A 23,976-nucleotide genomic window follows, 5' to 3' on the forward strand; every position below is an offset into this window, starting at 1 on the left:
GCCTCCTGCGAAAAGGGCGCCGGGCGCGGGAGGAGCCGCGCCCGGCAGGTTCGAACGGCCTTGGGCTTGGACGGCCGCTCGCGATCAGAGTTATGCGTCAACCAGTCTATAAAGTAAACTAGTCTAAGGTGTCCTTCGCAGTGGGCTTGACGAGGCCGGGAATTGCGCGACCCTCCGTCGCATGGCCCTGCTGGACTGGATCGCGCCCGAGAGCGGCCTTCGCATAGAGGGCGACGGCGTGCGCCTGCGCCCGCCGCGGGCCACGGACTATGCCGAATGGCGCGATCTGCGCGCCGCGAGCCGAGGGTTTCTGCAGCCCTGGGAGCCGACGTGGCCCACGGATGACCTCTCCCGGGCCGCCTTCCGGCGCCGCCTTCTGGCCTATGCCCGCGACCGCGAAGCCGGGGTGGCGTACCCGTTTTTCGTCTTCCGCGCCTCGGACGACGCTCTCACCGGAGGCATCACGCTGTCGAACGTGCGGCGTGGCGTCGCGCAGATGGGGTCGGTCGGCTACTGGTGCGGCAAGACCTACACGCGCCAGGGCCTGACCCTGGCCGCGGTGCGGGCGCTGTGCGAGTTCGCGTTCCGCACTTTGGCCCTCCACAGGCTGGAAGCGGCCTGCATTCCTGACAACGCGCCGTCCCGAACTCTGCTCGGAATGGCGGGGTTCAAGGAGGAGGGATTCGCCCAGGCTTATCTTAAAATTAACGGCGCATGGCGAGACCATGTCCTGTTCGGACGCCTGACCCCCTATCGGGGCCACGAGGGTCCGGATGAGGGGGTGTCGGTCTGACCTGACCGGCGCCGTGACACGGGCTTCGTTTCGGGACGGCATGGCGAACGATCGCTGGATGTGGGACGCCACGGCCACGCTCGAGGCCCTGGGAGCGGCGGAAGTCGCGCTCTGGGTCTGGGAGCCGGAGAAGGACCGTCTGCGCCTCACGGGCGCCACCCGCGCGCTCGGCCTGGGTCCGCTTGCCCCTGACTGCTCATCAGCCGCCCTGCGGGCGCTGGCCCTGCCTCAGGACCGCGCCGTCGCCGAGGACATCCTTCGGGTGCAGGAGCCGGGAGAGGAAGTCGCCGTGCGGCTGCGCCTGCGTGGCGGCGAACCCTGCATCTGGCGCGGCGTCTGGCTGGAAGAGGGCGTGCGCGCCGCCGGCGTGGTCGCCGCCGAAGTGCGCTTCGCCGCCTCGGGCCTGGATCACCTGACCGGACTGGCCGACCGCAAGAGCTTCATCGCCCTGGCCCGCGAGCGCCTGCAGGCGCCGGGTCATCACGAACTGATCGTCGCCGACCTGGATCGCCTGCGCCGCCTCAACGAGGCGCTGGGCCACGAGCGCGCCGACCTGGTGCTAGCCGCATTGGGCTCGCGCCTGGCCGCGGCCTTCCCGCCCGGCGCCCTGCTGGCCCGGATCGGCGAGGACGAGTTCGCGGCCCTTGCGCCGGTGGGCGCCTCGCCGGGCGCCGAGACGCTGCGCCGCGCCCTCGAGCAACCGCTGCGGGTCGCCGGCTTCGATATCCATCCCACCCTGTCGATCGGGGCTGTGGAAGCGCAGGGCGGCGCCGACGCGCCCGAGGCGGCCGAGCTGCTGCGCCGCGCCGAGCTGGCGGTGGAATCGGCCAAGAGCAACGGCCGGGGCGGCGCCGCCGCCTACGGCCGCAGCCTGGAAACCGACGGCCTCTCGCGCCTGGCCCTCGAAGGCGACCTCAAGGGCGCGCTACGCCGCGGCGAGCTTATGCCGTTCTACCAGCCCATCGTTCGGCTCTCGACGGGCGCGCTGTCGGGCTTCGAGGCGCTGGTCCGCTGGCGCCATCCGCGCCGGGGCCTGTTGATGCCCGAGCAGTTCCTGCCGCTCTGCGAAGAGATGGGCCTGATGCCCGAGCTGGGCGCCATGATGATGCGCGAGGCCGCCAGCCAGTTGTCGATCTGGCGCAAGCGGCACCGCGCCGCCGGCGAACTGACCGTGGCCGTGAACCTGTCCACCGGCGAGATCGACCGGCCGGACCTGGTCTCCGACGTGGTCTCCATCCGCCAGGCCACCGACCTGCCGCCCGGCGCGCTGAAGCTGGAGGTCACCGAGAGCGACGTCATGCGCGATCCCGACCGGGCCGCGGTGGTGCTCCGCAACCTGCGCGCTGCCGGCGCGGCGCTGGCGCTGGACGACTTCGGCACCGGCTTCTCCTCGCTCAGCTACCTGACGCGGCTGCCCTTCGACACGCTGAAGATCGACCGCTACTTCGTCCGCACGATGGCCACCAACGAGGGGTCGGCGAAGATCGTCAGCTCGGTCGTGAAGCTGGGCCAGGATCTGTCGTTGGAAGTGGTGGCCGAGGGCGTCGAAAACGCCGGCATGGCGCGGCAACTGCTCTCTGTGGGTTGCGACTACGGCCAGGGCTTCGGCTATGCGCCGGCCCTGTCGGCCCAGGAGGCCGAGGTCTACCTCAATGAGAGTTATGTCGACGGCGCCGCGCCGGTGAAGGCGCGCGGCTAGCCCGAGCGCGTTGCGGAAAAGGGTGCGCCGGTTTTCCGCGCCGAACCGTGCTTCAGCTTTTGATCTGGCGCCTGTCTCCTCCGCTCGGGCGGCTCCGCCTGATCGGAACCGGCTCTAGGCCCGTCCCCCCTCCGAACTCAGGAACTTGGGATCGATCCGTAGCTTGGCCAGGGCGCGGGTCCACTTGGTGTCGTAGTCGTCGTCGAAGACCAGGGCCTCGTCGGCTTCGACGGTGAGCCAGACGTTCTCGCGAATCTCGCGTTCCAATTGGCCCGCGCCCCAGCCGGCGTAGCCCAGGGCCAGGATCGCGCGGCGCGGATGGTCCGGCCCGGCCATGGCCTCCAGGACCTCGCGAGTGGTGGTGAGCGCCAGACCTCCCTCGACGCTGAGACTGTGTTCGGCGTGATAGTCGTCCGTGTGCAGCACGAAGCCGCGCTCGACCTCGACCGGGCCGCCGATCCGCACCAGATCGGCTTCCACCTCGCCGTCGGTCTTGATCTCCAGCCGCTCCAGCAGGTCAGGGACGGTCACGCCCTCCAGCGGCCGGTTCACCGCGATGCCCATGGCGTGGTGTGCGTCGTGCGCGCAGAGCAGGATCAGGGAGCGCTCGAACCGGGGATCGCCGATCCCCGGCATGGCGATGAGCAACTGGCCCGAGAGGAACGCGCTTTCCATCCTGACGTAAAGATTCTGCCGGATCGTGGCGACTTCAAGTGCGGCGCGTCCGTATCTCTCCTGAATCGAGGTTACCTCGGCCGGGGTTCTTGCTTATCTGCACGTCCGTAACCCTTCGAAGGAGAGACCCCCATGGCGATCAAAGTGGGCGACAAGCTGCCGAACGTGACCCTCACCCAGGCGACGGCCGAGGGGCCGAAGCCGGTCCAGACCGAGGACTTCTTCAAAGGCCGGACGGTCGCCCTGTTCGCCGTACCCGGCGCCTTCACCCCCACCTGCTCTGCCAAGCATCTGCCGGGCTTCAAGCAGCACGCGCCCGATCTGAAGAGCAAGGGCGTCGACGAGATTGCCTGCCTGTCGGTGAACGACGCGTTCGTGATGCGGGCGTGGGGCGAGGATCAGGCGGTGGGCGACGACATCGTCATGCTCGGCGACGGCAACGGCGCCTTCACCGAGGCGGTCGGCCTGGAGATGGACGGCTCGAAGTTCGGGCTGGGCAAGCGCTCGCAGCGCTACTCGATGATCGTCAAGGACGGCGTCGTGACGGAACTCAACGTCGAGCAGGGCGGCGAGTTCAAGGTTTCGTCGGCCGACTATATGTTGGCGCAGCTCTGATGTCCCGGGCGGGGCTCGGCCTGATCGCGGCCCTGGCGGTTCTGCTGCCGGGATCTGCTGCGGACGCGCGCGGGCCCCGCACGGACTCTGACGAATACCGCAAGAGCTGGGGCCTCGAGGCGATCGGGGCGCGGGCGGCCTACGAGGCCGGCCTGACTGGCAAGGGCGTGACGGTGGCGATCCTCGATTGCGGCGTCGCCACCGCCCAACGCGAAGTGCTGCGCAACGTCTCCCGGCGCTCTACCGACGTGGTGCCGGGCCGCAAGGCGCCCGTCATCGATCCGCACGGGGCCTACACCGCCGCGCCCCTCGCCGCCGCGCTGAACGGGCGGGGGATGGTGGGGGTCGCCTATAACGCCACGCTGCTGGCGGTGCGGGCCGACGTGGAAGGCGGTCTGAACGGCAAATGCGCCTTTCGTCCCAGCGACCTGGCCCGCGGCCTGGACTATGCCGCCGAGCAGAAGGCCCGGGTGGTGGTCCTGCCCCTCCAGCACAGCAAGCCGCTAGGGGCCGCGTTCGAGGCGTCGCTGCAGAGGCTGGTCGATTCCGGGGCGGTGGTGGTGATCGCCGCGGGCAACCGCAACGGCCCCGACCCCAGCTGGCCGGCCATGTATGCGATCGATCCGCGCTATTCGGGCTCGATCGTCGTGGCGGGGGCCACCGGCTACTACGGCTCGATCACAGGCTGGTCGAACCGGGCCGGACAGGTGAAGGCCTGGTACATCGCGGCTCCGGGCGAATGGGTGCTCACCGACTGTCTCGCCAAGTGCCAGTTGGTGTCGGGGACATCCTTCTCGACCTCTTACGTCGCCGGCGGTCTGGCGCTGATGATGGAGGCCTGGCCGCAGATGGCGGGCCGGGACATCGCTGCGCGCCTGCTTTCATCGGCCCGCGACGCCGGCGATACAGGCGTCGACGACGTCTACGGGCGTGGGGTCCTCGACCTGGGAGTCGCGTTCGGGTCGGCGGCCGAATAGGCGCCAAGCGCCGTCAGAAGTATTCGCAGTCGCCCATGGGCGGAGGCGGGGCGTCCACCGCCGCCATGCTCAGGGCTGCGCCCATGCGCTCGGCGACTTCAGCCAGCGTGATCGCCGGCAGGGCTTGGCCGATCTCCAGCAGCGACTCGCCGCAGTCGACTCGGCGCAGGAAGGTGTCCAGGGCTTCCAGCTGCTGGTTGAGGCGGTCCACGACGTGCAGTTCGCCTAGGAGCGTTCCGCGCTGCTCGGAGCTGGCGCCTTCAAGGACGCTGACCATGGCGCCATCGAGGCGCGCGCAGGCCTCGCGGGCCAGTGCGAGCTCGGCGGTCAGGGCCGACATGACGTCTTCGGTCGGGACGACGAGGTGTTCAGCGAGCTTCACAGAGGACTTCCGGCAAGGTGGTTCATCCACCATGCACGCAGGCATCTTGCCTGCGGGTTAAGGCCACCGAACGGCGGTGCGCCATGCGCCGAAGACGGAGGCGGGGTGGCCTGTCGCGACGCACCGGGCTAACTCCCATCCATGGCGCGAATGAAACAGAGCCCGGAGTTCGACATCGAGGTGGATGGCGATCCGTATGTGTGGCGGTTGCAGCGTCAGCCGGCATGGTCCAGCGACGCCGCAGGGTGGCGAGGCATGGCGATCGCGGTGCGTCATAAGGAGGGGCAGCGCGAGGTGGTTATCGAGTTTCCCCCCGGGCCTCAGCGCCGCTTCGGCGCGCCGCTGCTGCATGCCTCGCAGATCGCGCCGGCTCTGGTGGCGAAAGCCATTGCCTCCGCCATGGCGGCGGGGTGGGAGCCGCACTCGCGCGGCAAGACGGTCACCGTTGTCGTCGACGCGACCGGCGGCTGATGGGGTCTCGCGGTGAGCGCCGCGGTTGCGCGCGCAACGACTTGCGGACCTGGCGACGTCTAACGGGGGAACGGCCGGCTCAGGAACCTCGAGCCGGCCTCTCCGAACCGCCAGGGCGTTTCGGCAGCCTTGGTGATGCCGATGCGCGGGCCGGCGATGATGCCTCGGCCTCGGCCTTCCCGCAGCTCGAACGGCGCACCGTCGAGCGGCAGGCCGTCGTGGTCGCGGGTGACGGCCATCGCCTGGCAGAGCTTGCCGGGGCCCGAGCAGAGGGCTCTTGGATCGGCGAGGTTCCGGCGCTCGCGCATCGATTCCAGCCCCCGGAGCGGCTCGAGGGCGCGGATCAGGACGGCGCTTCCAGGGGCCTCGCCACAGACGAAGTTCAGGCACCAGTGGATGCCGTAGCTCCGATAGACGTAGGCATGCTCCGGCGGGCCGAACATCACCGCGTTGCGGGGCGTCTTGCCCGAGAAGCTGTGCGACGCCGGGTCTTCGTGGTGGTAGGCCTCGGTCTCGACGATGCGGCCGCCGACGCCGCCCACATAGACCTCCCAGCCGATCAGGTCGGCGGCCACCCGCGCGGGATGGCGGGTCCAGAATCCTTGACGTTCGGAATTTGAAGGTCCGGAATGTCGGCCAACGAGAACACTCATCCGGGGAAGATGCGCCATGGCTTATGTCGAAGGCCAGACCGTCCACGACGCCGACAGCCACATCATGGAGCTGCCCGGCACGATCAACCGCTACCTCGATCCCAAGTTCCGCGACGACTTCGTGGCCAAGACAGGCCGCAAGGACGTGCTGCCCGAGTGGTTCGCCAAGGCGGCGGAGACGGCGCGCGACCCCGAGTTCCTGGCGGGCGCCGAGGCCAACATCCTGCTGCGCAAGAACTATGAGGCGCTGGGCGCCTTCAATGCCGACCAGCGGCCCAAGACCCTGGATTACCTGGGCTTCGCCAGCCAGCTGGTGTTCACGACCGCCTGTCTTTCGAACTTCGGCCTGGAGCAGATGGGTGAAGTGGAACTGGCCGCCGAGGCCGCCCGTGGCCACAACCGGATGATGGCCGAGTTCTGCACCGTCGACCGCCGCCTGCTGGGGACCGGCTACGTGCCGCTGATCGACCGGAAGCGGGCGCCGGAAATCGCCAGGGAGGCGCTGGCGCTGGGCTGCAAGGCGCTGGTGATCCCGTCGCGCCATCCGCCGGGCTTCTCGCCCAGCCACCGCGAGCTCGATCCTTTGTGGGCGCTGGCCCAGGAGGCGGGCGTGCCGATCCTCTTCCACGTCGGCGGGGAGGAGAAGATGCACAAGGATTATCTGGAGAACGGGCTGCCCTTCGTGAAGGACTTCCACGGCGGGGACGAGAACTTCACCTCGCTCACCTTCATGGCGATCCCGCTGAGCGTCTGGCAGACGCTGTCGGCCCTGGTGATCGACGGGGTGTTCGACCGCTTCCCGCGCCTGAAGTGGGGCGCGATCGAGCTGGGGGCCTCATGGCTGCCCAGCCTGATGAAGTTCCTGGATTCCGGCTGCGCAGCGTTCGGGAAGGAGGAGCGGCTGCAGAAGCTCTCGGACACGCCGTCCAACATCCTGCGCCGTCAGCTGCGGGTGACGCCCTATCCGCACGAGGACGTGGCCTGGATCATGGCCAACTCGGGCCAGGAGATGGTGCTGTTCTCCTCGGACTTCCCGCACGTCGAGGGCGGCCGCAATCCGCTGAAGCGGTTCAACGACAGCCTGGCCGGCGTGAGCGAGGCCGGGAAGCGCGCGTTCTACCGCGACAACTTCATCGACCTAATGGGCAAGGGTCTCGACCCGTCGCTGCACGACCTGCCGTCGCTGGCGGCGGCCTAATACCTAGCCACCTCACTTGAACGTCATGGTCGGGCTCGTCCCGGCCACCCAGAAGCGCTTGCGTTGGCCGCGGATCTGCGGCGTCGATGCCGTGCGCCGCAGGACGCGCCTCGTATCCGGATGGCCGGGACGAGCCCCGGCCATGACGTTCAGGGAGGGTAGGGTGGGCAATCCCAAGGTCACCGAACTGAAGTGGCGCGATGCGCCGCTCGCCAGCGTGAGGACGCCGAAGGGGAAGCTGCGACTGACCCTGGGGCTGGGGTCGGGCCTGTCGCGACGCGACAGTGATCCGCCAGGGATCGTCTGGGCGATCGGCGACCGCGGGCCGAACCTCAAGATCAAGACGGCGATGAAGACCTACGGGCTGGACCACCTGGCGCCGCTGGCCGAGCGGGATGGCGCCAAGGTGCTCCCGTTGCCCGACTTCCAGCCGTGCCTGGCGCAGCTGCGGGCGGGCAAGAAGCGGATGCACCTGGAGCGGATCGTACCGCTGGAGGGGCCGGACGGACCGCTCTCGGGCCGGGCGCCGGCGGGGAGCGCCGAGGCGGCGATGGAGCCGATCTTCGACCTGGCCGGCCGCGTGCTGCCGTCCGATCCGGCGGGGGTCGACACCGAAGGCGTGGCGGCCGCGCCGGACGGCACGTTCTGGGTCTGCGAGGAGTATGGACCGTCGCTGATGCAGGTGGGGCCGGAGGGCGCCGTGCTGCGCCGCTGGACGCCCGAAGGTCACACCCTGGCCGGCGCGCAGGCGTTGCTGCCGGCGGCGGCGCAGCGGCGTCGGCTTAACCGCGGCTTCGAGGGCCTGGCGGTGAGCGGCGATGGCGCCGCGATCTACGCCGTCTTCCAAAGTGGGTTCGAGGGCGAGGCGCACGAGACGACGGCGATCTGGAAACTGGACGCCGTCTCCGGAGCGCTGCTGGCGACCTATGACTATCCCTTCGATGCGCCGGACAGCTTCACCGCGGATGCGGCGGCCGACAGCGTCGAGGGCAAGGACCTGAAGGTCTGCGATCTGAGCTGGGTCGCCCCCCACCGCCTCCTGGTCCTGGAGCGGGTCAGCCTCAGTGCGCGCATCTACGCGGTTGACGTCGCCGCGCCGGGGCGGCTGGCCAAGACCCTGGTCTTCTCGACCGACGACCACCCGGAGATCGCGCCCGACCTCGAGGGCGTGTCGATGCTGAGCGACCGCCAACTGCTGCTGGCCACCGACAACGACTTCGGGACCGAGGGCGCGGAAACGCGGTTCTACCGGGTGACGTTCGACGCGCCGCTTTAGGGCGCTAGCCCGCCAGCGCCGCCGCGTGCGTCTCGGCCAGGTCGGGCCCGCTCTCGGCGATCGCGTCGGCGAGGCCCGGGGCTCCTGTAAGCACCTGGCTCGCATAGAGTCGGGCGAGGGCGCCCTTGCTCTGTAGCCAGGGGTCGTCCGAGCCCGCCGCAGCCAGGGCCTGGCGGCCAAGGATCCAGCCGCCGCAAACGTCGCCGGCCAGCTTCAGGAACGGGGTGGCGGCGGCCAGCGCTGAGATATTGTCGGCGGCCACCAGCCAGTCTGTGGCGCGTTCCAGGACCGCGACGCCGGCCGCCAGGCGTCGGCCGACGCCGTCCAGTTCCGCAGTCTGGTTCAGGGTTTCGGCGGTGAGCGCGATCTCGGCGCACAGCGCACGCAGCGTCTCCCCTCCATTCAGGCGCACCTTGCGGCCGACCAGGTCCATGGCCTGAATCCCGTTGGTGCCCTCGTAGATCGGGGCGATGCGGGCGTCGCGGTAGTGCTGGGCCGCGCCGGTTTCCTCAATGAAGCCCATGCCGCCGTGCACCTGGACGCCTGCGGAAGCGACCTCGACGCCGATGTCGGTGGACCAGGCCTTGGCGATGGGCGTCAGCAGTTCCTGGCGCGCGCGGGCGGCGGCGCGCTCCGCGTTGCTGCCGGCATGTTCGGCCAGGTCGGAGAGGACGCCGACGGTCAGGCAGATGCCGCGGGCGGCTTCGATCTTGGCCTTGGACAGCATGAGGGTGCGGCGCACGTCGGGGTGGCCGTAGATCATCCCCTGTGCGTCGTCGAAGGCAGGGCGGCCCTGCTTACGATCCTGGGAGAAGGTCAGGGCCTGCTGGAAGGCGCGCTCGGCGATGGCGACGCCCTGGACGCCAACCTGCAGGCGCGCGGCGTTCATCATGACGAACATGTGGGCCAGGCCCTGGCCCAGTTCGCCGACCAGCTCCGCCTGCGCGTCTTCGTAGGCCATAATGCAGGTGGGCGAGCCGTGGATGCCCAGCTTGTGTTCTATCGAGACGGGCCGGAAGTCGTTCCGGGCGCCCAGGCTGCCATCGTCCTTCACCTGGAACTTTGTGGTCAGGAACAGGCTGATGCCCTTCACGCCGGGCGGGGCGTCGGGCGTGCGGGCGATGACCAGGTGGCAGATGTTGTCGGCCGCGTCGTGGTCGCCCCAGGTTATGAAGATCTTTTGGCCGGTCAGCAGCCAGCCGCCCTCGCCGTCGGGCCGGGCGATGGACGTGAGCGCCGCGAGGTCTGTGCCGGCGTGGGGCTCCGTCAGGCACATGGCGCCCGTCCACTCGCCCGACACCAGCTTGGGCAGCACCAGACGCTTCTGGCGCTCGGTGCCGTGCTGGGCCAGGGCCTCGATGGCCGCCTGAGTCAGCATGGGGCAAAGGCCAAAGGCCATGTTGGCGGCATGCACCATCTCGAACACCGAGAGCTCCATGGCCTTGGTGAGGCCCTGGCCGCCGTAGGCCGGGTCTGCGGAAAGCGAGTTCCATCCCTGCTCGACGAAGTGCTTGTAGGCGTCGGCGAACCCGGGCGCGGCGCTGACCTTGCCGTTCTCGTAGCGCGCGCCCTGCTGGTCGCCCTGGCGGTTCAGCGGGGCCAGCTCGCCGTCGGCGAAGGCGGCGGCCGCTTCCAGCACGGCCTGGACGGTGTCGTCGTCGAGATCGGGAAAGGCCCGCTCCAGGAGCTGCGGATGGCCGACGGTCTTCAGCGCGAAGGCCAGGTCCCGAACAGGGGCGCGGAATGTCATGACGTGGGTCTCCGAAAGCTCGAGCGCCTTCTAGCCGCGCAGCCCGCCGAGGGAAGCCGAAAATATCCGCCACGGCGGCGCCCGATGCGCCGAAGCATGGCATTAACGTGCGCGCCGCCCGCATCGGCGCATATCATGCCCGCAGTTGCAGAGAGCCGCCCGATGCTTCGACGTCTTGTCCTCGCGTCCGCCATCGTCCTTCTGGCCGGAGGGGCAGCCGCGGCCGACCCCACCAGCCGCGATCCGGCCAAGGCGCCCCCGGGCGAGTACGCGCTGGACCCGCGCCATGCCAGCCTGGTCATCCGCGTGCCGCACATGGGCGGGTTCTCGCGCTACACCATGCGCTTCAACCGGCTGTCGGGCAGCTTTTCCTATGACCCGGCCAGTTGGCAGGCGACGAAGGTGACGATCTCGGTGGACCCGAAGTCGATCGACACCGAGGACAACGTCTTCAACCGCACAGTCGCGGGGTACTTCGAACCCGACAAGTACCCGGTGATCCTGTTCAGCTCGACGGCCCTTGTCGCCACCGCTGAGGGCCGGGGCCAACTGACCGGCGACCTGACGTTCCATGGGGTGACCAAGCCGGTGACCCTGGACGTGGCGTTCAACGGCGTGGGCCCCGGTATCCTAGGCGCCGGCACACGGATGGGATTCTCGGGACAGGGCAGGATCAAGCGGTCCGAGTTCGGGGTGACCCAGGCGCGGCCGTTCGCCGGCGACATGGTCGACCTCGAATTCGAAGTCGAGTTCGTGAAGAAATGAGCGAGCGTCTCCAGGCGCGCTATTCCGGCGTCGCCATCGCACTTCACTGGGTCATCGCCGCGCTGATCGCGCTGCAGGTCGCGCTGGCCGGACGGATGGAGGACCGCACGCCCGAGGCGTTTGCGGTCACCCAGTTCCACAAGTCGATCGGGATTACGATCCTCCTGCTCAGCCTTGCGCGGCTGGCGTGGCGGCTGATGCATCGGCCGCCCCCCGAACCCGCCGGGTTGGCGTCCTGGGAGCGGACGCTGGCGCACGCCGTGCACTGGGCGTTCTATGCGGTGATGATCCTGATGCCCGTGACGGGGTGGATCATGGTCTCGGCCAGCCGGATCGAGCTGCCGACGCTGCTCTTCGACGTGGTCCCGTGGCCGCACCTGCCGGGGCTGCCGGACATGGCGCCCGCGGCCAAGGAAGCCTGGCGCGAAGGCGCGGAGGCGGCGCACGAAGCCATCATGAAGGGCGCCTATGGGCTGGTCGCCCTGCACGTGGCCGGGGCGCTGAAGCACCATCTTGTGGACCGCGATGCGCCGGTATTGCCGCGGATGGCGCCGGGCGCCGTGACCGGACGGTGGTGGGAGCCGCGTCTGGCGGCGATGGTCCTCGGGCTGGCGGCCGTCATCGCGTTCGGCAGGCTGTACGATCCGCCCCGACGGGCGCAGGCCCCGCTCCCGCCCCCCGTGGTGGAGGAGACCCGAGAGTCCGTGGCGGCCGCGCCGGCGGCGCCGGTCGTTGCGGCCGCCCCGGCGGCCAAACCAAGTCCACGCTGGACCGTAAGGCGCGGCTCGACGCTGGGCTTTGCGACGGCCTGGAGCGGCGAGGCGATCGAGGGGCGGTTCGATCGGTGGACGGCGGACGTTGTCTTCGACCCTGACGACCTGGCGAGCGCGAAGGTCAGCGTGAGCATCGACATGGCTTCGGCCCGCACCGGCGACGACCAGCGCGACGCCAGCCTGCCGGCGCCCGACTGGTTCGACACGGCCAGTCATCCCAAGGCCACGTTCACCGCCACCCGCTTCGAAAAGACGGGCGAGGGCCGCTATGTGGCGCGGGGCAATCTCAGCCTGCGCGGGGTGTCGCGGCCCCTGTCGCTGCCGTTCCGCCTGACGATCGACGGCGACAGGGCGACGGTGGCCGGTGTAACGAGCCTCGACCGGACGGCGTTCGGCGTTGGACAGGGCGAGTGGGCGAGCAGCGATCAGATCCCGGCGAAGGTGAGCGTGCGCATCGACCTGAAGGCGGTTCGCGCGCCCTAGCGGCGGATGTCGCGCAGGCCGCGCGGGCAATCCGCGACGGCGGCCTGGTGCTGATGCCCACTGAGACCGTGTACGGGCTGGCGGCGGATGCGGGGAATGCGCGCGCCGTGGCGGCGGTCTATGAGGCCAAGGGCCGGCCCAGTTTCAACCCCCTGATCGCCCATGTGGCCGACGTGGCGATGGCGCGGCGGATCGCACGCTTCGATGCCCGGGCCGAGGCGCTGGCGCAGGCTTTCTGGCCGGGGCCGCTGACCCTGGTGCTGCCGGTGGCGGATGAGCGCGCGGTCTGCGACCTGGCGCGGGCGGGGCTGGACACGGTGGCGTTGCGCGCGCCGCGCCATCCGCTGGCGCATGCGCTGATCGTAGCCGTGGGCGGGCCGATCGTGGCGCCGTCCGCCAACCGCTCGGGGCGGCCCAGTCCCACGACGTTTGCGGACGCCCTCGAGGAGACGGGCGCGGCGGCCGCCGCGGCGCTGGACGGCGGCGCGTGCCGGATCGGCCTCGAGTCGACGGTGGTGGCCCTGCTGGACCAGGCGCGACTGTTGCGGCCGGGGGCGGTGACGCGCGAGCAGATCGAGGCGGTGATCGGGCCGCTTTCCGAGGCTGAGGCGGACGCAAAGCGCTCCCCAGGGCGGCTGGCGCGCCACTACGCGCCGAACGCGCCGGTGCGGCTGGGCGTGACCGAGCCTGTGGCGGGTGAGGCCTGGTTGTCGTTCGGGCCAGCGGGGTCAGGCCCCTTCAACCTCAGTCCGACCGGTGATCTTGCCGAGGCCGCGGCCAACCTGTTCGCCTATCTGCGAGCCGCCGACCGGACGAATCCGATGGGTATTGCGGTGGCGCCGATCCCCGATGGAGGCCTCGGCGAGGCGATCAACGATCGGCTGAAGCGGGCCGCGGGATTCGTGGGGTAGGGGTCTCCCGACCCAGCGGCTGACGGCGGAAGGCCTTGCCATGTGAATGACGCGAACCTTTGGCGTAGAGATGTGGTCGCCGCGCGCCAGAGGACCGAAGTGCCTGCTCTGTCGAACCCAGACGTAGTCCGACCCCGAACCGTGGCGGCCGCGCGGCGGCGCGGCCTGATGCTTGTGAACCCTAACGCCCGGCGCGGCGCGCAGGCTCTCGAGGTGATCGACCGGCTGGTCGCCGGGGGCGTGGACGTCACGGTCGAGCGCTTTGATTCCCCTGCCGAGGTGTCTGCCGACATCGTCCGCCGCGCCGGCGAGACGGACCTCGTGATCGTCTGCGGCGGCGACGGTACGGTTGCGGCTGCGGCGCGGGGCTTGCTGCAGACCGGCCTGCCGATGGGCGTGCTGCCGTTGGGCACCGCCAATGACCTGGCCCGGACCCTGGGCCTGCCGCTGGATCTCGCCGCGGCGGCGGATGTGATCGTCAGGGGGCGCACCGAGCGGATCGACATGGGCGAGGTGAACGGCCACCCGTTCTTCAACGTGGCCAGCCTGGGACTGAGCGTCGACCTGGCGCGTGGGCTCACGCGCGAGAGCAAGCGGCGCTGGGGCCGCCTGGCCTATGCCTTCCGCGCGTTGCAGGTGCTGTTCGCGGCGCGTCCCTTTCACGCCGAGGTCATCAACCGCCAGGAGCGCATCCACGTGCGAACGCTGCAGATCGCCGTGGGAAACGGACGCCACTATGGCGGCGGCTCGGTGGTCCACGAGCACGCCAGCATCGCCGACGGTCACCTCGACCTCTACAGCCTCGATCCGGGCGCGGTCTGGAAGCTGGCGCTGATGTTCGAGACCTTCCGTCGCGGTCGGCACGGGATCTGGGCCGAGGTCCAGACGTCGAAGTGCGTAGAGTTCGACGTCCGCACCCGCAGGCCCCGATCGGTCAACGCCGACGGTGATATTGTCACCCAGACTCCGGCTCACTTCGTCGTCCGCCCTGCCGCCATCGAGGTATTCGTGCCCGGGCCGTCGGGCTCCTGAACGGGCTTGGCCCTACGGCGGTTGACCAAGGCGGCCACATCCGGCCCGACACAGATCGGAGTTTCGAACGAGAGGCCGGAGGGCTAGGTATCGGGCCATGACCGTCCAAATGCCCGCCGATGTGATCTCGCGCCTGAAAGCTGTTCTCGGGGAGGGCGGCTGGAGCGAGGATCCTGAGCGGATCGCACCGAAGCTTGTGGAATGGCGGGACCGCTGGGTGGGGCAGACGCCCTTCCTGGCGCTGCCGAAGACGACCGAACAGGTCGCCGCCGTGGTCGGAGTCTGCGTCCAGGCGGGCCAGCCGATCACGACCCAGGGCGGCAACACCGGGCTGGTCGGTGGCCAGATCCCGCAGGGCGAAATCCTGCTGTCGACCGAGCGCTTGAAAGCGATCCGCGACGTGGACGCCCGCGATGACGTGCTGGTGGCCGAGGCGGGCGTGACGCTGTCGGACGTTCATGCCGCGGCGGCCGAGGTGCGGCGGCGCTTCCCGTTGGGGCTGGCGTCGGAGGGAACGGCGACCGTGGGGGGCGTGGTCTCGACCAACGCCGGCGGCACCCAGGTGCTGCGCTACGGGATGACGCGCAACCTGGTGCTGGGCCTGGAGGCCGTGCTGCCGAACGGCGAGATATGGAATGGCCTGAAGCGGCTGCGCAAGGACAACACCGGCTATGACCTGAAGCAGCTGCTGATCGGCGCCGAGGGAACCCTGGGCGTGGTCACCGCCGCGGCGCTGAAACTCTACCCCGTGATGGCGTCGCGGGCGGTGGCGATGATCGGGTTGGCCAGTCCCGAAGACGCGATAACGCTCCTCGCGCGGGCCAAGGACGAGACGGGCGGAGCCGTCGAGGCCTTCGAGTTGATGGGCCGGTTGGGCGTCGCGTTCGCGCTGCGCAACATCCCCGGCACCCGCGACCCGCTGAGCGAGGCGCACCCCTGGTATGTGCTGGCCGAATTTGCATCGGGCGAGCCGGGGTCGGCCGAGGCCGCGATGGCGCGCTTCCTGGAGTCAGGCTTGCAGGCCGGCCTCGTCGCTGACGCTGTGGTCGCCCAGACAGAGGCTCAGGCAAAGGCGCTGTGGGCCATCCGCGAGAACCAGTCGCCGGCCCAGAAGCCGGAAGGCGCGACCTGGAAGCACGACATCTCGGTTCCCGTGAGCTGCGTCCCGGCGTTCCTCGCCGAGGCCACCGCGGCGATGGAGGCCTTTGCGCCAGGCGCCCGGATCGCCGCCTTCGGTCACGTGGGCGACGGCAACATCCACTACGATGTGCTGCGGCCCGATGGCGGGTCGGACGCCGAACACGCGGCCAAGCGTGACGCCGGCTCGCGGATCGTCCACGATATCGTGGCGAAGATGGGCGGTTCAATCAGCGCCGAACATGGCCTGGGCGCGATGAAGACGGCGGAGGGCGCTCGCTACAAGTCGGATGTGGAGCTTGCCGCCCAGCAGGCGATCCGTCGTGCGCTGGACCCGAAGCGGATACTGAACCCACGCGTACTCTTCTAGCGCCGCCCTTGCCGCCCCCGCCAAGTCGCGGCAAAGGACCCGTGATGCTGATCGTGCTCTCCCCGGCCAAGGCGCTGAACTTCGCGGCCCCCCCGGCCGTCGCCCCGTTGACCACGCCGCAGTTGGCCGACCAGACCGCCGAACTGGCCAAGACCACAAAGAAGCTCAGGGTCGCCGACCTGAAGCGGATGATGGACTTGTCGGACAACCTGGCGAAGCTGAACCGCGAGCGGTTCCAGGCCTTCGATCCTGAAAGCGAAGATGGCCTGCAGGCGGCGTTCGCATTCAACGGCGATGTCTATCTGGGTTTGAAGGCGCGCGAGCTGGACAGGAAAGCGCTCACCTGGGCGCAGGACCGGGTCCGCATCCTGTCCGGGCTCTATGGCGTGCTCCGGCCCCTGGACGCCATCCAGCCCCACCGGCTGGAGATGGGCGTGCGCATCAAGACCAAGCGCGGCGGCAGCCTCTATGATTTCTGGGGGGCCCGCATCTCGGAGCAGCTGAACGCGGCGGCCGAGAGCCACAAGGACAAGACGCTCGTGAACTGCGCCAGCAGCGAGTACTTCGGCGCGGTCGATCGGGCGGCGCTGAAGCTGCCGGTGGTGGGCTGCCGGTTTGTGGAAGAAAAGGACGGCGAGGGGCGGGTGATCTCATTCTTCGCCAAGCGCGCACGCGGCGCCTTGGCCCGCTACGCCATCGACCATCGGATCGACCGCGCCGCCGACCTACGGGCCTTCGATACCGGCGGCTACAGGTACCAGGCCCACCTCTCCTCGGACGAGGAGTACGTCTTCACCCGGCCCCAGCCTCCGCCGGTCGCCGCCAATCGCAGGAAGGACGCCTGACATGGCGATCAACTATCGCCTCGAGGGTCACGCGGCCGTCGTCACCGGGTCGACCAGCGGGATCGGCCAAGCCATGGCCGGGGCGCTGGCCGAGCAGGGCGTCAACGTGATGCTGAACGGCTTCGGCGATGCGGCGAAAATCGAAGCCGATCGCGCGGCGCTTGCGGCGCGGACCGGCGTTCAGGTGCTCTTCCACGGCGCCGACATGAGCAAGCCGGCCCAGATTGCAGACCTCATCGCCACCGCCCACAAGGCGTTTGGCCGGATCGACATCCTCGTGAACAACGCCGGCGTCCAGCACGTCGCGGCGGTCGATGAGTTTCCGGACGAGAAGTGGGACCAGATCATCGGCATCAACCTGTCGTCGGTCTTTCACGCCACCAAGCACGCGCTGCCGGTGATGAAGGGCCAGGGCCGCGGGCGTATCGTGAACATCGCCTCGGCGCACGGCCTGGTCGCCTCGCCGTTCAAGTCTGCCTATGTGGCGGCCAAGCATGGGGTGGTGGGCTTCACCAAGTCGACCGCGCTGGAGGTGGCGCGCGCGGGGATCACCGTGAACGCCATCTGCCCGGGGTATGTGAAGACCCCCCTGGTCGAGATGCAGATTGGCGACCAGGCGCGCACCCGGGGGATCAGTCCCGAGCGGGTCGTTGAGGAGGTGATTCTGGCGGCCCAACCCAACAAGGCGTTCGTCGAGTACGACCAGTTGGCCGGCATGATGCTGTACCTTGTCTCGGACCTGGGCGCCTCGACCACTGGAGCGGCCTACACCATCGACGGGGGCTGGACGGCGGCCTGACCACCTGACGGTCCCTGTTCATCGCAGGCGACTGACCTCGCGTCACGGTTTCCATTGATAACCTGCGGCGCCATGCTCTCCCGCAACGAGATACGGGAGGACGTCCGATGACCCTGCACACTCCGCTATGCGACCTGCTGGGCGTGAAGCATCCGATCATGCTGGCCGGCATGGGCGGTGTCTCGTACGCCGAACTGGCCGCGGCGGTATCGAACGCAGGCGGCTATGGCGTGCTGGGCATGGCCGGGACCACGCCGGACTTCATCCGCGAACAGATGCGCCAGGTGAAGCGCCTCACCGACAAGCCGTTCGGCGTCGACCTGCTGGCGGCGAGCCCGGAGAGCCTGACGGCCTCGGTGGAGATTATCATCGAAGAGGGCGCCTCTTCGTTCGTGGCGGGCCTCGGCGTGCCGATGCCGATCATGGAAAAACTGAAGAAGGCTGGCCTGAAGGTCATGGTTGTCTGTGGGGCGGTGAAGCACGCCGTGAAGGCCGAGCAGGCGGGGTGTGATGCGGTGATCTGCCAGGGCGGCGAAGGCGGCGGGCACACGGGCCTGGTCGGCACCCTGCCGCTGGTGGCGCAGGCGGTCGAGGCGGTGAAGATTCCGGTGGTCGCCGCGGGCGGTCTCTACGACGGCCGCGGTCTCGCGGCGGCGCTGAGCCTGGGCGCGGTGGGCGTCTGGATGGGCACGCGCTTCATCGCGAGCCAAGAGGCGCATGCCGGGCAGATGTACCGGGACGTCATCCTGCAGGCGACGGACGAGGACACCATCCGCACCCGCAGCTATTCCGGCAAGCCGATGCGGGTGAAGAAGAACCCCTATGTCGAGGACTGGGAAAAGCGCCCGCAGGACATCCAGCCGTTCCCGCAACAGGCCATGCTGTCGAGCCGGGCCGGGGTCATGGGAGGCATCGGCGGCCAGATCGAGGGGCTGGACGAGGACCGCTCGTGCTTTGCGATGGGCCAGTCGGCCGGCGGCGTGCGGGATGTGCCGACGGCCGGTGCGATCGTTGCGCGCCTGATCTCGGAAGCCGAGGCGGCGATCGATAAGGTGGCTGCGATCCGTAAGGGCGCCGCGGTTCCGGCCTAGGCATCCTGCCGAAGCCGACGAACCCGCTTCTCCGGTCTGTTCGGCTAGCCGTGTTGGGCGGCAAGTTGCTGAAAAATCCCCAGACGATCGGTCACCTGCCAGTGGCCGGTCAGCCTGTTCTCTGCGTCGAAGCCGTAGACCGTGGCGCCTGACGTACGGATCTCACGTCCGGTCGGCGGGAAGCCGGCAACTTCGCCCTGATGCGTGGCGCACCAATGCCAGGTGATCATCACCTGGTCGCCCGCGACAGCCATGTGGCGGACTTCGAACCGCTGGTCGGGAAAGGGCGCGCGCGACTGCGCGAGACGGTCGCAGAAGCCGGCCGGGTCCAGCGTCTGGCCTTCCCACGGGTCCCCAGGGTCGTGCCAGATCGTATAGCGGGCAGCCAGGTAGCGCCTTGCCGCGCTCGCCTCGCCGCGATTCCAGACCGAATCCAGGAAGTCGGCGAGCAGCGCTTCTCGGTGCGTGGGCATAATTGGGTCTCCTGGTCGGATTCCAAATATACCCGGGTAAAAATATCGACAACAGTCCCGCCGTTCGAAACCCTCTGGCGGGCGATCTAAAGGCCCAGGGCGCGGCCCACCGCGCCGGGATCGAAGAACGGCCGCTCGCAGACGATCTTGTCCGAGCCGGGCGCGAACTCGAAGCTTGCGGCCATGCGGACGCGGAAGGTCCTGCCGGTCGGCTCGATTATGCCTTTGGATGTCCGCAACGGACCCAGGTGGGTGCCGGTCAGCCAGAACTCGACCAGCACGGTGTCGCCGTCGTGCGCCAGCGCAATGATCTCGTTGCCCTGATCGGGGAAGGGCGTGCGCGAGGCGGCGAAATAGCCGCGCACGGCCGCCTCACCATCGAACACCGCGCCGGACGCCATCTCGTAGCGGGGGTGCTCGAAGGTGGCGATCACGCCATCCCAGTCGTGGACAACCTCCAGGGCCATGTGATCGCGCACGGTCTGCAGCCGGCGCTGGACGAGGTCGGTCATGCCGGCTCCAGCGACAGGTCGACCATGATCTCGGCCGAGATGGCTTCGAGCGCGTCCTGGACGGCGGCGGCCTCGAGGCCGGGCGGCAGGCGCAGGGCGGCGTTCAGATTGAACAACGGCGCGCCCGAGTGGGGTTCGGAGGTGATCTCGGTGCGCAGCGTCTCGATGTTCACGTCCAGGCCGCTCAGCACCCCGGTGACCTGACGCACGATTCCCAGCCGGTCCTGTCCCACGAGACTGAGGCGCAAGGCCTCGCCCGTGACGCCCGGCGCCTCGACGGCGCTGGCGATGCGCACTTCCAGGCCCTTTGCGTCGACGGCCTGCACCGCCGCGCGCAGCGCATCGATCCGCTCGGCGTCCAGCGCAACGAGCACCGAGCCCACATAGAGCCCGCCCAATTGGCTGAGATGGCCTTCCAGCCAGTTGCCGCCGGCCGAAAGGACCGCGTCGGCGAGCGCCTCCGTCAGGCCGGGCCGGTCGCTTCCGATAACGCTCAGGATCACCGAAGGCATCTGGGTCTCTCTCTTGGGGGCGTGGCCTTGCTCTAGCAGAGCCAGGACGCGCGACGCGACCCTGAACCGGCCCAGGCCGGACGCGGCGCGGCGGTTCGAGGTGGCCTCCGCGCCCCCAGCTAGGCCGCGTTGGCGAGGTAGCCGATGGGGTCGCGCATGAAGTCCCGACCGTCGGCCAGGCACCCCTGCCAGGCCAGCAGGTGGGTCGCGGCGTCGTCGCGGGTCGTGCTTCGGAACAGGATCGCCGAATAGACCACGTGCGCCACGCCGCCCCGGTCCTGATAGATCCGGCACATCACCGAGGTCTGGTTGAAGGCGTTCATCTGCGCCGTGGTCGCCGGCCCTCGCTCCATGGCGTTGTCGAGCAGCACCGCCTTGCAGGCGCGGCCCTGGGGCGTGCAGCCGGCGAACTGCATCGAGAACGACGCGGCGGCCGAGGTGACGGCCACGAAGACGGCGTCATCCTCCTTGCGGCTGGTCTGCAACTTGGCCCCTGCGGCGGCCAGCAGGTCCATGAACGACTGCGGATTGGTGGCGTCGAACGGGCCGGCGGGCGCAGCGGGCTTTGGCGCCGGTTTGGGCGCCGGCGTGGCGGTCTTGCCGGGCGCAGCCTTCGAGGTCGGGGCCTTGGCCGGCGCAGCCGCCAGACAGGCCATCGCGGCGGGCAGGATCAGGAGGGTGCGGAGCATCATGTCGAAGCGCTAGCATCGCTGCGACCTGGGCGCGAGCATGGCGGATGCGCGTCCGTCCGGTTTCCGTAGCGGCGAGCCTCAGGCGTGGATAAGCTCTGCCTGAGCTTGGGGGAGACATGAGATGGGTTTGATCGTCGCCGGAGTCTTCCTGGTGCTGGCGCTCTTCGTGGCTCTCGGCTCCATCAAGATCGTTCCGCAGGGCCGTGAGTTCACCGTCGAGCAGTTCGGACGCTACACGCGGACCCTTAAGCCAGGGATCAGTTTCCTGACGCCGTTCGTCGAGGGCATCGGGCGCAAGATCAACATGATGGAGCAGGTGCTCGACGTTCCTCGCCAGGACGTGATCACCAAAGACAACGTCTCGGTCCAGGTGGACGCCATCGTGTTCATCCAGGTGATGGACGCCGCCGCGGCCGCCTATCGCGTCACCAACCTCGATTTCGCCATCACACAGCTGACCATGACCAACCTGCGGACCGTCGTCGGCAACATGGAACTGGACGAGGTGCTGTCGCAGCGCGACCAGATCAACAGCCGCCTGCTCGAGGTCATCGACGAAGCGACCAGCCCCTGGGGCGTGAAGGTGGCGCGGATCGAGATCAAGGACCTGCAGCCGCCGCCGGACATCACAAACGCCATGGCCCGGCAGATGAAAGCCGAACGCGAGCGCCGCGCGGTGATCACCGAGGCCGACGGCGAGAAGCAGGCCGCCATCACCGTGGCCGAGGGGCAGAAGCAGTCGGCGATCCTGCAGGCCGAGGGCCGGCGCGAAGCCGCGTTCCGCGACGCCGAGGCCCGCGAACGCGCCGCCGCCGCCGAGGCCAAGGCCACCGAACTGGTGTCCAACGCCATCGCCGCCGGCGACGTGAACGCCATCAACTATTTCGTCGCCCAGAAGTACGTGGAGGCCTTCGCCAAGCTGGCCGAGAGCCCGCAGCAGAAGACGGTCATCGTGCCCGCCGACATGGGATCGCTGGTCGGCTCGATCGCGGGCATCGGCGAGCTCGTGAAGTCGATCAACACCGATGGCCCGGCGCCGCGGGCCCCGTCGCCGCCTCGCGGCCGGGCGGCCCCGACGGCGGGAACCTAGTCGCCATGGACACGATCCTCGGGGTTGTCGCCGATCAGCCGTTCTGGCTCTGGGCCGGCCTGGCGGCCGGGCTCCTGGCGGCCGAAATCGCGACCGGGTCAGGCTGGCTGCTGTGGGCGTCAGCCTCTGCAGCGGTCACTGCGGTGGCGGTGGCGCTGCTTGGTCCCTCCCATCCGACCGCGATCCTGATCTTCGCCGCGCTGACCATCGCCTCGACACTGCTCGCGCGCCGCTATCTGCCGCGGGCCGCCGAAGCGCCAGGCGGCGACATCAACGACAATGTCGCGAGGTTGATCGGTCATCGCGGCTCGGCCGTGAGCGCATTCCAGAGGCGAGCCGGCCGCGTGTTCGTGGATGGCAAGGAATGGGCGGCCGAACTCGAGGACGGCGAGGCGTTGGATGCCGGCGCTAGCGTCGAGGTTGTCGGTGTCGACGGGGCGCGCCTGAAGGTGCGACGCGGCTAGAAACCCATGGTACGAGAGGGGCGGTTGCGGCCAAGCTAAGTGATTGGAAATGTGTCACACTTCGGCCTGCTTCCTCAGCCAGCTTGACCCCGTAGTGTTCGCAGCGCTTATAACGCGCAAAACCATGACCTGAGGGACCTGGGCCCGAGGGAAACAAACGTCCAGGAGATGACACAGGTGAAGACGCCCAAAGCCATCGGGTTGCTGATGGTGCTGCTTGCCGTGACGCTGACGCCGGCGGCCGCAGTTTCGCAAAAGAAGGCCGCCGCGTCCGCGGTGCCGGAAGCGGCGCGCAAGGCCGGCATGGCCGAGGCTCCCGCCGTTCTCACGGCCGCCAACGTGCCCTGTCAGCTGTCCGACGCCCGCAAGATCGGCGAGGACAAGAAGACCAAGACGGCCTACTACGAAGTGGCCTGCGCCCCGGGCTCGATGGGCTATGTTCTGCAAGCCCCGGCCGGCGCTCCGGCCACCGTCTACAGCTGCGTCGAAGCCAACACGCCGCCGGCTCCCGGCCAGCCGCCCTCGGCGCCTTGCCTGCTGCCGGGCAACTCCGACCCTAAGGTCGCCCTTCAGACGATGATCAAGGCCAGCGGTTTCGACTGCCTGCCCGAGCAGGCGCGCGGCATCGGCCAGACGAAGACCAGCACCTACCTCGAGGTCGCCTGCCAGGGCGGCGCCGGCTACATCGTCGTGGCCAGCGTCCCGTTCGACGGCGCCAAGCCGGCCCAGGTGCAGAGCTGCCTGATGTACGACGAAGCCGAGACCAACATTAAGTGCGCCCTCGGCGACAAGGCCACGCGTCTCGCCGTGATCGACAAGTACGCAGCCATGGCCAACAACGGCTGCACCGTGAAGGACAAGCGCTTCGTGGGCGTGTCCAAGGACAACTCCACCTTCTACGAAGCCGCGTGCGAGAACGGTAAGGGCTACATCTACAAGGTGGCCGCCGCTGGTACGCTGACCGAGGCCTACGAGTGCGCCAAGGCTACCTCGATCCTCGGCGGCTGCACGCTCACCGACGCTCGCCAGGCCCTGAACGAACAGGCCGCGCTCTACACCCGCCTGTCGACCAACGCCGGCGGCAAGTGCGACGTCGAGAAGTACGCCCTCTTCCCCTCGCGCAATCCGCGCGAGGAAGTGGTCGAGATGGTCTGCAAGGACGGCACGGGCGCCATCGGCATCTTCCCGGCCGGCTCGAAGGGTCAGGTTCTGGACTGCGGTCGTGCGCCGGTGGCCGGCTACAAGTGCTCGCTGGCCAAGGACGTCACGGGCTACACGGCCCTGACCGCCGACCTGAAGAAGTTCAAGAGCGACACCACCTGCCAGGTCTCGGAAAGCCGCGTCGTCGGCAAGACCGCGACGGGCACGACCTACGTGGAAGTCGCCTGCGCCGACAAGTTCAAGGGCTACATCATCGAGTACCAGAGCCAGCCGGTGGTGAACGCCATCGCTGTCACGGGCTGTGCGATGACCCGCGACTGCAAGCTGCCCGGCAACACCTAAAGCCGGATCAGAGATGAGACGAAGGAGGCCCGCGG

At 69.1% G+C, this 23,976-nt stretch carries 25 protein-coding genes and 1 pseudogene; 18 read left to right on the forward strand and 8 right to left on the reverse strand.

The window, feature by feature from the left end:
- Positions 1 to 181: 181 nt before the first annotated feature.
- Positions 182 to 793 carry a GNAT family protein gene (locus EPN98_RS18790; RefSeq protein WP_293364456.1) on the forward strand — a complete coding sequence of 204 codons (612 nt, stop codon included), beginning with the start codon at positions 182 to 184 and terminating at the stop codon, positions 791 to 793.
- Positions 774 to 2,492 carry a bifunctional diguanylate cyclase/phosphodiesterase gene (locus EPN98_RS18795; protein ID WP_293364457.1) on the forward strand — a complete coding sequence of 573 codons (1,719 nt, stop codon included), beginning with the start codon at positions 774 to 776 and terminating at the stop codon, positions 2,490 to 2,492. Before EPN98_RS18790 ends, EPN98_RS18795 begins: the two co-directional genes overlap by 20 nt.
- 114 nt (positions 2,493 to 2,606) lie before the next feature.
- Here EPN98_RS18795 and EPN98_RS18800 read toward each other — a convergent pair whose 3' ends face one another.
- Positions 2,607 to 3,167: a YqgE/AlgH family protein gene (locus EPN98_RS18800; RefSeq protein ID WP_293364458.1), complete on the reverse strand. Its 561-nt coding sequence runs from the start codon at positions 3,165 to 3,167 to the stop codon at positions 2,607 to 2,609.
- Between the two features lie 132 nt (positions 3,168 to 3,299).
- Here EPN98_RS18800 and EPN98_RS18805 point away from each other — a divergent pair, with 132 nt between their 5' ends.
- Positions 3,300 to 3,782, forward strand: coding sequence for a peroxiredoxin (locus EPN98_RS18805; protein WP_293364459.1), 483 nt, complete (start codon positions 3,300 to 3,302; stop codon positions 3,780 to 3,782).
- Entirely contained in the window at positions 3,782 to 4,759 is a 978-nt protein-coding gene (locus EPN98_RS18810; protein WP_293364460.1) for a S8 family peptidase, read from the forward strand. The genes EPN98_RS18805 and EPN98_RS18810 overlap by 1 nt, the downstream gene beginning before the upstream one ends.
- 13 nt (positions 4,760 to 4,772) lie before the next feature.
- Here the strand turns inward: EPN98_RS18810 and EPN98_RS18815 are convergent, their stop codons facing one another.
- A complete protein-coding gene (locus EPN98_RS18815) occupies positions 4,773 to 5,141 on the reverse strand; it encodes a hypothetical protein (RefSeq protein WP_293364461.1) in 369 nt (122 codons plus the stop codon).
- 150 nt (positions 5,142 to 5,291) lie between these two features.
- Between EPN98_RS18815 and EPN98_RS18820 the strand changes: the two genes are divergently transcribed.
- A complete protein-coding gene (locus EPN98_RS18820; RefSeq protein ID WP_293364462.1) occupies positions 5,292 to 5,612 on the forward strand; it encodes a hypothetical protein in 321 nt (106 codons plus the stop codon).
- Between the two features lie 59 nt (positions 5,613 to 5,671).
- Here the strand turns inward: EPN98_RS18820 and EPN98_RS18825 are convergent, their stop codons facing one another.
- A complete protein-coding gene (locus EPN98_RS18825) occupies positions 5,672 to 6,283 on the reverse strand; it encodes a DNA-3-methyladenine glycosylase (RefSeq protein WP_366558499.1) in 612 nt (203 codons plus the stop codon).
- Between EPN98_RS18825 and EPN98_RS18830 the strand changes: the two genes are divergently transcribed.
- Entirely contained in the window at positions 6,282 to 7,463 is a 1,182-nt protein-coding gene (locus tag EPN98_RS18830; protein WP_293364464.1) for an amidohydrolase family protein, read from the forward strand. The genes EPN98_RS18825 and EPN98_RS18830 overlap by 2 nt on opposite strands.
- 142 nt (positions 7,464 to 7,605) lie before the next feature.
- Positions 7,606 to 8,739: an esterase-like activity of phytase family protein gene (locus EPN98_RS18835; protein ID WP_293364465.1), complete on the forward strand. Its 1,134-nt coding sequence runs from the start codon at positions 7,606 to 7,608 to the stop codon at positions 8,737 to 8,739.
- A gap of 4 nt (positions 8,740 to 8,743) precedes the next feature.
- Here EPN98_RS18835 and EPN98_RS18840 read toward each other — a convergent pair whose 3' ends face one another.
- Complete coding sequence (locus tag EPN98_RS18840) at positions 8,744 to 10,489, reverse strand: acyl-CoA dehydrogenase (protein WP_293364466.1); 1,746 nt, start codon at positions 10,487 to 10,489, stop codon at positions 8,744 to 8,746.
- A 162-nt stretch (positions 10,490 to 10,651) separates the two neighbouring features.
- Here EPN98_RS18840 and EPN98_RS18845 point away from each other — a divergent pair, with 162 nt between their 5' ends.
- The 8 genes and pseudogenes from EPN98_RS18845 (at position 10,652) to EPN98_RS18880 (ending at position 18,695) form a co-directional block, all read left to right on the forward strand.
- Complete coding sequence (locus EPN98_RS18845) at positions 10,652 to 11,254, forward strand: YceI family protein (RefSeq protein ID WP_293364467.1); 603 nt, start codon at positions 10,652 to 10,654, stop codon at positions 11,252 to 11,254.
- The gene (locus EPN98_RS18850) at positions 11,251 to 12,510 is read left to right on the forward strand and encodes a YceI family protein (RefSeq protein ID WP_293364468.1); all 1,260 of its coding nucleotides are present in this window, start codon (positions 11,251 to 11,253) and stop codon (positions 12,508 to 12,510) included. The genes EPN98_RS18845 and EPN98_RS18850 overlap by 4 nt, the downstream gene beginning before the upstream one ends.
- 2 nt (positions 12,511 to 12,512) lie before the next feature.
- A pseudogene (locus tag EPN98_RS18855) lies at positions 12,513 to 13,421 on the forward strand (L-threonylcarbamoyladenylate synthase); the annotation flags it as partial.
- Between the two features lie 141 nt (positions 13,422 to 13,562).
- The gene (locus EPN98_RS18860; RefSeq protein WP_293364469.1) at positions 13,563 to 14,453 is read left to right on the forward strand and encodes a lipid kinase; all 891 of its coding nucleotides are present in this window, start codon (positions 13,563 to 13,565) and stop codon (positions 14,451 to 14,453) included.
- A gap of 97 nt (positions 14,454 to 14,550) precedes the next feature.
- A complete protein-coding gene (locus EPN98_RS18865) occupies positions 14,551 to 15,960 on the forward strand; it encodes an FAD-binding oxidoreductase (protein ID WP_293364470.1) in 1,410 nt (469 codons plus the stop codon).
- 44 nt (positions 15,961 to 16,004) lie between these two features.
- Complete coding sequence (gene yaaA / locus EPN98_RS18870) at positions 16,005 to 16,805, forward strand: peroxide stress protein YaaA (RefSeq protein WP_293364471.1); 801 nt, start codon at positions 16,005 to 16,007, stop codon at positions 16,803 to 16,805.
- 1 nt (position 16,806) lies between these two features.
- Positions 16,807 to 17,604, forward strand: a complete 798-nt coding sequence (locus tag EPN98_RS18875) for a 3-hydroxybutyrate dehydrogenase (RefSeq protein WP_293364472.1) — start codon at positions 16,807 to 16,809, stop codon at positions 17,602 to 17,604.
- A gap of 107 nt (positions 17,605 to 17,711) precedes the next feature.
- Positions 17,712 to 18,695: a nitronate monooxygenase family protein gene (locus EPN98_RS18880; RefSeq protein ID WP_293364473.1), complete on the forward strand. Its 984-nt coding sequence runs from the start codon at positions 17,712 to 17,714 to the stop codon at positions 18,693 to 18,695.
- Positions 18,696 to 18,739: 44 nt separating this feature from the next.
- Here the strand turns inward: EPN98_RS18880 and EPN98_RS18885 are convergent, their stop codons facing one another.
- The 4 genes from EPN98_RS18885 to EPN98_RS18900 all read right to left on the reverse strand — a co-directional run bounded on the left by EPN98_RS18885 (position 18,740) and on the right by EPN98_RS18900 (position 20,884).
- Entirely contained in the window at positions 18,740 to 19,168 is a 429-nt protein-coding gene (locus tag EPN98_RS18885) for an ester cyclase (protein WP_293364474.1), read from the reverse strand.
- A gap of 86 nt (positions 19,169 to 19,254) precedes the next feature.
- Positions 19,255 to 19,680, reverse strand: coding sequence for a nuclear transport factor 2 family protein (locus EPN98_RS18890; protein WP_293364475.1), 426 nt, complete (start codon positions 19,678 to 19,680; stop codon positions 19,255 to 19,257).
- On the reverse strand, positions 19,677 to 20,192 hold the full coding sequence (locus tag EPN98_RS18895; RefSeq protein ID WP_293364476.1) for an ACT domain-containing protein: 516 nt from the start codon (positions 20,190 to 20,192) through the stop codon (positions 19,677 to 19,679). The genes EPN98_RS18890 and EPN98_RS18895 overlap by 4 nt, the downstream gene beginning before the upstream one ends.
- Positions 20,193 to 20,311: 119 nt before the next feature.
- The gene (locus EPN98_RS18900; RefSeq protein WP_293364477.1) at positions 20,312 to 20,884 is read right to left on the reverse strand and encodes a YbjN domain-containing protein; all 573 of its coding nucleotides are present in this window, start codon (positions 20,882 to 20,884) and stop codon (positions 20,312 to 20,314) included.
- A 121-nt stretch (positions 20,885 to 21,005) separates the two neighbouring features.
- Between EPN98_RS18900 and EPN98_RS18905 the strand changes: the two genes are divergently transcribed.
- From EPN98_RS18905 to EPN98_RS18915, 3 genes are all read left to right on the forward strand, one after another.
- Positions 21,006 to 21,974 (forward strand): SPFH domain-containing protein, encoded by a 969-nt coding sequence (locus tag EPN98_RS18905; RefSeq protein ID WP_293364478.1) that lies wholly within the window; start codon positions 21,006 to 21,008, stop codon positions 21,972 to 21,974.
- A 5-nt stretch (positions 21,975 to 21,979) separates the two neighbouring features.
- Positions 21,980 to 22,438 (forward strand): NfeD family protein, encoded by a 459-nt coding sequence (locus tag EPN98_RS18910; RefSeq protein WP_293364479.1) that lies wholly within the window; start codon positions 21,980 to 21,982, stop codon positions 22,436 to 22,438.
- Between the two features lie 177 nt (positions 22,439 to 22,615).
- Complete coding sequence (locus EPN98_RS18915; RefSeq protein WP_293364480.1) at positions 22,616 to 23,941, forward strand: hypothetical protein; 1,326 nt, start codon at positions 22,616 to 22,618, stop codon at positions 23,939 to 23,941.
- Positions 23,942 to 23,976: the final 35 nt, after the last annotated feature.

Origin of the sequence: Phenylobacterium sp. (genome assembly GCF_004299445.1) — a bacterium.
Lineage (GTDB): Bacteria > Pseudomonadota > Alphaproteobacteria > Caulobacterales > Caulobacteraceae > Phenylobacterium.

Bases quoted from the DNA above. Each gene is read 5' to 3' on its own strand.
- EPN98_RS18790 (WP_293364456.1), top strand. From the start codon at position 182: ATGGCCCTGCTGGACTGGATCGCGCCCGAGAGCGGCCTTCGCATAGAG.
- EPN98_RS18795 (WP_293364457.1), top strand. From the start codon at position 774: ATGAGGGGGTGTCGGTCTGACCTGACCGGCGCCGTGACACGGGCTTCG.
- EPN98_RS18800 (WP_293364458.1), bottom strand. From the start codon at position 3,167: ATGGAAAGCGCGTTCCTCTCGGGCCAGTTGCTCATCGCCATGCCGGGG.
- EPN98_RS18805 (WP_293364459.1), top strand. From the start codon at position 3,300: ATGGCGATCAAAGTGGGCGACAAGCTGCCGAACGTGACCCTCACCCAG.
- EPN98_RS18810 (WP_293364460.1), top strand. From the start codon at position 3,782: ATGTCCCGGGCGGGGCTCGGCCTGATCGCGGCCCTGGCGGTTCTGCTG.
- EPN98_RS18820 (WP_293364462.1), top strand. From the start codon at position 5,292: ATGAAACAGAGCCCGGAGTTCGACATCGAGGTGGATGGCGATCCGTAT.
- EPN98_RS18830 (WP_293364464.1), top strand. From the start codon at position 6,282: ATGGCTTATGTCGAAGGCCAGACCGTCCACGACGCCGACAGCCACATC.
- EPN98_RS18825 (WP_366558499.1), bottom strand. From the start codon at position 6,283: ATGGCGCATCTTCCCCGGATGAGTGTTCTCGTTGGCCGACATTCCGGA.
- EPN98_RS18835 (WP_293364465.1), top strand. From the start codon at position 7,606: ATGACGTTCAGGGAGGGTAGGGTGGGCAATCCCAAGGTCACCGAACTG.
- EPN98_RS18840 (WP_293364466.1), bottom strand. From the start codon at position 10,489: ATGACATTCCGCGCCCCTGTTCGGGACCTGGCCTTCGCGCTGAAGACC.
- EPN98_RS18845 (WP_293364467.1), top strand. From the start codon at position 10,652: ATGCTTCGACGTCTTGTCCTCGCGTCCGCCATCGTCCTTCTGGCCGGA.
- EPN98_RS18850 (WP_293364468.1), top strand. From the start codon at position 11,251: ATGAGCGAGCGTCTCCAGGCGCGCTATTCCGGCGTCGCCATCGCACTT.
- EPN98_RS18865 (WP_293364470.1), top strand. From the start codon at position 14,551: ATGACCGTCCAAATGCCCGCCGATGTGATCTCGCGCCTGAAAGCTGTT.
- yaaA (WP_293364471.1), top strand. From the start codon at position 16,005: ATGCTGATCGTGCTCTCCCCGGCCAAGGCGCTGAACTTCGCGGCCCCC.
- EPN98_RS18875 (WP_293364472.1), top strand. From the start codon at position 16,807: ATGGCGATCAACTATCGCCTCGAGGGTCACGCGGCCGTCGTCACCGGG.
- EPN98_RS18880 (WP_293364473.1), top strand. From the start codon at position 17,712: ATGACCCTGCACACTCCGCTATGCGACCTGCTGGGCGTGAAGCATCCG.
- EPN98_RS18885 (WP_293364474.1), bottom strand. From the start codon at position 19,168: ATGCCCACGCACCGAGAAGCGCTGCTCGCCGACTTCCTGGATTCGGTC.
- EPN98_RS18890 (WP_293364475.1), bottom strand. From the start codon at position 19,680: ATGACCGACCTCGTCCAGCGCCGGCTGCAGACCGTGCGCGATCACATG.
- EPN98_RS18895 (WP_293364476.1), bottom strand. From the start codon at position 20,192: ATGCCTTCGGTGATCCTGAGCGTTATCGGAAGCGACCGGCCCGGCCTG.
- EPN98_RS18900 (WP_293364477.1), bottom strand. From the start codon at position 20,884: ATGATGCTCCGCACCCTCCTGATCCTGCCCGCCGCGATGGCCTGTCTG.
- EPN98_RS18905 (WP_293364478.1), top strand. From the start codon at position 21,006: ATGGGTTTGATCGTCGCCGGAGTCTTCCTGGTGCTGGCGCTCTTCGTG.
- EPN98_RS18910 (WP_293364479.1), top strand. From the start codon at position 21,980: ATGGACACGATCCTCGGGGTTGTCGCCGATCAGCCGTTCTGGCTCTGG.